At 48.0% G+C, this 4,825-nt stretch carries 5 protein-coding genes; 2 read left to right on the forward strand and 3 right to left on the reverse strand.

Going from position 1 to position 4,825, the window contains the following annotated elements:
* A partial coding sequence (locus tag ACTF5U_RS00005; protein ID WP_438969571.1) for an ATP-grasp domain-containing protein occupies nt 1-532 on the forward strand: 532 nt, incomplete at its 5' end.
* A gap of 24 nt (nt 533-556) precedes the next feature.
* Nucleotides 557-841 carry a SelT/SelW/SelH family protein gene (locus ACTF5U_RS00010; RefSeq protein ID WP_438969572.1) on the forward strand — a complete coding sequence of 95 codons (285 nt, stop codon included), beginning with the start codon at nt 557-559 and terminating at the stop codon, nt 839-841.
* On the opposite strand, the gene topA is transcribed toward ACTF5U_RS00010, so the two are convergent.
* From topA to dprA, 3 genes are all read right to left on the reverse strand, one after another.
* The gene (topA, locus tag ACTF5U_RS00015; RefSeq protein ID WP_438969573.1) at nt 838-3,123 is read right to left on the reverse strand and encodes a type I DNA topoisomerase; all 2,286 of its coding nucleotides are present in this window, start codon (nt 3,121-3,123) and stop codon (nt 838-840) included. The genes ACTF5U_RS00010 and topA overlap by 4 nt on opposite strands.
* 84 nt (nt 3,124-3,207) lie before the next feature.
* Nucleotides 3,208-3,675, reverse strand: coding sequence for a DUF494 family protein (locus tag ACTF5U_RS00020; RefSeq protein ID WP_438969574.1), 468 nt, complete (start codon nt 3,673-3,675; stop codon nt 3,208-3,210).
* Nucleotides 3,676-3,709: 34 nt separating this feature from the next.
* Nucleotides 3,710-4,816 carry a DNA-processing protein DprA gene (gene dprA / locus ACTF5U_RS00025; protein WP_438969732.1) on the reverse strand — a complete coding sequence of 369 codons (1,107 nt, stop codon included), beginning with the start codon at nt 4,814-4,816 and terminating at the stop codon, nt 3,710-3,712.
* Nucleotides 4,817-4,825 lie beyond the last annotated feature (9 nt).

Below are 4,825 nucleotides of genomic sequence, written 5' to 3' on the forward strand. Positions count from 1 at the left end.
TACCAATTTTCCAGTTGCTGAAAATGTCCATGTGAACGGCATTTTACATACCACAACGGTCCCCAGCGCTGTGTCTGCCGATCTTTCTCAAAAAGCCATTCAAATGGCAAATGATCTGGCAAGAGGTCTAGGTTACGTCGGTACCATGGCTGTCGAGTTTTTTGTATCGGTTGAAGGCGATATCATTGCGAATGAAATTGCACCTCGCCCACATAATTCTGGCCACTACACTTTAAATGCTTGCCCAACATCACAGTTTGAACAACAAGTCCGTATGTTATGTAATTTACCATCCGGTAACTGCGATCTCATGAGTCCGGTAGTGATGGTGAATATTCTGGGTGATGTATGGGGTAGCAGTGAGCCGCACTGGGCAACGTTACTTGCTGAGCCAAACATTAAGCTGCATCTCTATGGCAAACAAACAGCGCGTGCAGGTCGTAAAATGGGTCACTTCAATGTACTGGCAGCCAATACTGAGACAGCTATCCAAAAGGCAGAAAAAGCATTTAATGCATTACAGGCAGACTAGCCTGCACCGGCACGAGGAGGAAAAATGAGTCAACGGGTCACAATCGTTTATTGCACGCAGTGTCGGTGGTTAATGCGTGCAGGCTGGATGGCTCAGGAGTTACTCTCAACCTTTGATACAGAGCTTGATGAACTCACCTTAAAACCAGGAACAGGCGGCATATTTGAAGTCTATGCCAATGATCAGCGGGTCTGGTCACGCAAAGAAGCCGGTCGCTTTCCTGAAATTACGGAGCTTAAACAGTGTGTCCGCGATGTTATCGCCCCGGATCGGGATCTGGGGCATGTTGACCGTAAGGCTAAAACCTAATTCGACTCGACTTTTTCGGTAAATCCACACTCTTTCTGCGGACAGACTTTTTCGGTGCCCCGGCTCTTGGTGGTTTTAATAGTCAGAATTGGCCACTTACAGTTAGGACATTCTTCTTTGAGCGGCTCGTTCCATAAGGCGTAATCACAGTCCGGATACTCAGAGCAGGAAAAGAACACCTTACCGCGGCGTGATTTGCGCGTCAGGATTTCACCCTTATTGCATTTAGGGCAATCCACACCCGTATTGGTCGGCTGTTCCAGAGATTCAATATGCTTGCACTTGGGATAGCTTGAGCAGCCAATGAATTTGCCATAACGGCCGGTTCGGATCCATAAATCAGACTCACATTTAGGACATTTACGTCCTTCAACGACTTCCGGCTCGTTATTACTGCTTTCATCACCATCAATATTGCGGGTATAGTCACACTCAGGATAGCCTGTACAACCGATAAAACGTCCACTTCGACCCAAGCGGCTGGAAAGCTTCTTGCCACATTTAGGGCAATCTTCATCCAGCAACTCCTGTGTTACATCACTTCGCTGAACTTCTTTGTCTTTGGTTTCCACTTGCTCTTTGAAAGGGGCCCAGAAACGTGTCAGTAGCGGAATCCATTCTTCCTCACCACGCGCGACAGCATCCAACTCATCTTCGAGTTGGGCTGTAAAGTTATAATCAACGTATTTGGTAAAGTGTTGGACCAGAAATTTGCCTACAACACGGCCCACGTCGGTCGGATGAAACCGTTTGGTAACCAGTTCTACATACTCACGCTGCAATAATGTCGAGATGATGCTGGCATAAGTCGATGGGCGACCAATATCATGTTCTTCCAGGCTGCGCACCAGACTGGCTTCGCTGTAACGTGGCGGTGGCTCGGTAAAATGTTGTTCTGGACGGATCGCTTTCAGATCGACAACTTCCCCTACCTCCATCGGTGGCAGCAGGTTTTCATCTTTATCGGTTTTGGCCGTGTCGTCTTTACCTTCCAGATAGACGCTCATAAACCCAGGGTTTACTACCGTCGAACCATTGGCCCGGAAAGTACTTCCCTGCCCACAACCCAAATCCACAGCTACCGTATTTAATGTCGCATGCACCATCTGACAGGACATAGTGCGTTGCCAGATCAAGGTATAGAGTTTCAGCTGATCGACGGACAAATAAGCTTTCATCTCATCAGGTGTGCGTAAAACGGATGTTGGGCGAATCGCTTCGTGCGCTTCCTGAGCGTTTTTTGATTTGGTTTTGTATACCTGTGGCTTGCCCGGCACCATTTCTTTGCCGTATTTTTCAGCAATGAAACCGCGAATTTCATCGGTTGCTTCAGAAGCGAGGGTCACGGAGTCGGTACGCATGTAGGTAATTAAACCCACGGCGCCTTCACCGGTATCCACACCCTCATACAATTGCTGCGCAACGCTCATGGTACGCTGTGCGCCAAAACCGAGTTTACGTGAAGCTTCCTGCTGCAATGTCGAGGTTGTAAATGGTGCTGCCGGATTACGCTTACGTTGTTTTTTATCAACCTTGGTAACCAGTAGTTTGCCTTCAGCAGCTTTATTGAGCTTATCGACAACTTCGGCAGATTGATCGGCATTATTTACTGTGAATTGACTGAGCTTTTCCCCTTCAAAATGGGTAAGCTTTGCCTGAAACGCTTTTTTCTCAGCCGCAGCATCGGCTTCGATGGTCCAGTATTCTTTGGGTTCAAACGCTTCAATTTCGAGCTCACGCTCAACAATCATTCGCAGTGCCGGACTTTGCACACGACCGGCTGACAAACCGCGACGGACTTTTTTCCACAACAGCGGGGACAACGTAAAACCTACCAGATAATCCAATGCTCGTCGTGCTTGCTGAGCATTAACCATGTCCATAGAAAGGTCACGTGGATGGGCTACAGCATCATTGACTGCTTGCTTAGTGATCTCATGAAAAACAACACGATGGGTTTCTTTGTTTTTGAGTGCGCCGCGTTTTTTAAGTAATTCGAATAAATGCCAGGAAATCGCCTCTCCCTCGCGATCCGGATCCGTTGCCAGATAGAGTTCGTCGGCTTTTTTCATCGCTTTGACGATGGCATCAACGTGTTTACTGTTCCGATCAATGACCTGATATTTCATCGCAAAGTCATTAGCCGGATCAACGGCGCCTTCTTTTGGCAATAAGTCACGAACATGGCCGTAAGAAGCCAATACTTCGACGTCTTTACCCAGATATTTTTTTATGGTCTTCGCCTTAGCAGGCGATTCGACGATGACTAATTTCTTTCCCATTTTCCCCAGTACCAAAAAAACCAGCGCAAAAAAAACAAAGCCCGTAGAGACGGGCAACGTTAGAGCAAACTGTTCTCACTATTGTTAGTGAATAACGGCTTCCATGTCCTCAAAAACCAGATCTTCCATCCAGGCGAAGGCAACTTCTCTGCCCGGTTGATAAAACAATACCATCAGAACGACCCATTTGAGCTGATCCAAATCGATTTCGTCTGTATCTAAAGCGAGAACCCGCTCGATCACGACTTCCCGCGTTTCGACATCCAAAACGCCAACCTGTTCCAGAAAAAGTAGATAACCACGGCATTCGACATCGAGTCGTTCTTTTTCGAACTCACTGAAAACGCGCATGGTGGCATGTTGTGTTAATGGTTGATCTGCGAGAACCGTCATATTTTCAAGCCAGTCTAAGGCTTTATGAATTTCCAGCTCCTGAAATCCAACCCGTTCTAATTCGAGTTCCAGCGCATCTTTATCGGGTTTGTGACTCTCTTCCGAATCGATGTAGTTCTCAAATAAATACAACAATACATCAATGATATTTTCTTTCATTAGATTCTCTTTAAGAAGGAGGGTCTGACTTCTTTCAGGAACCGGTTCGCACGTAACGTCCGCCCGGCAACGATTCAACCTCGCCTTGCAACTCTAGTAATAACAGCATGGATGAAACGGCATCGGCCGTCAATCCACTATTTTCGATCAAGCTATCCACTGAAATGGGGTCAAATCCCAAATGTTCAAATAAAATCTGGTAATCACCGTCTCTTTCCGCTTGCTCATTCTCCGGGCCCACTTCGGAAAAGGGGCTCGCCTCGACACCGGCCAATGCCCCTAACTCTTCAATAATGTCATCAGCCGTTTCCACCAGCTTGGCACCCTCTCGAATTAATTGGTGGCAGCCACGTGACAGCGGATTATGTATTGAGCCGGGAATTGCAAAAACTTCACGGGATTGTTCCATCGCCATGCGTGCCGTAATAAGAGAGCCACTTTTTAATGCCGCCTCAACGATTAAAGTACCCAAAGATAAACCACTGATAATACGGTTACGTCGGGGAAAAGATTCTGGCCTGGGTGAGGTGCCCAAAGGAAACTCCGACACAAGCGCACCATTGGCAGCAATATCATGGGCCAACTGCCGATGTTGGGCAGGATAAACCCGATCCAACCCCGTACCCACTACGGCAATCGTTTTACCTCCAGCAGCCAATGCTCCTTTATGAGCAGCGCCGTCAATGCCGGTAGCCAGGCCACTGGTGATAGTCAGGCCACCCGAAGCCAGATAACGTGCAAAATCAAACGCGGTATTACGTCCGGAAGCCGATGGGTTTCGGCTCCCCACAATAGCCAACTGCCATTGTGATAACAGAGTGACATCACCTTGAACATACAAAATGCTAGGTGGGTCGGGAATCTGTTTGAGTAAACCGGGATAACGTGCGTCGTGCAGTGTGATGACGTCACGATCAGCCGCATCAAGCCAGTTCAAATCCTGTTCTACCTGTTGCCAGTCAGGTTGGTACAAACCATCCATCACGGACTGGCTCAGTCCTGTCACTTGACTGGGATTTTGCAACACTTGCTGCGGACTGCCAAATTGCTCTAACAGCTTGGCAAAAGTCGCCGGGCCGACGCCCGGTATACGCTGCAGGGCAATCCAACAAGCAACTGAGGAATGCTTGTCAGCCGTCATGCGAGAAAA

Origin of the sequence: Methylophaga sp., from assembly GCF_965655755.1 — a bacterium.
GTDB lineage: Bacteria > Pseudomonadota > Gammaproteobacteria > Nitrosococcales > Methylophagaceae > Methylophaga.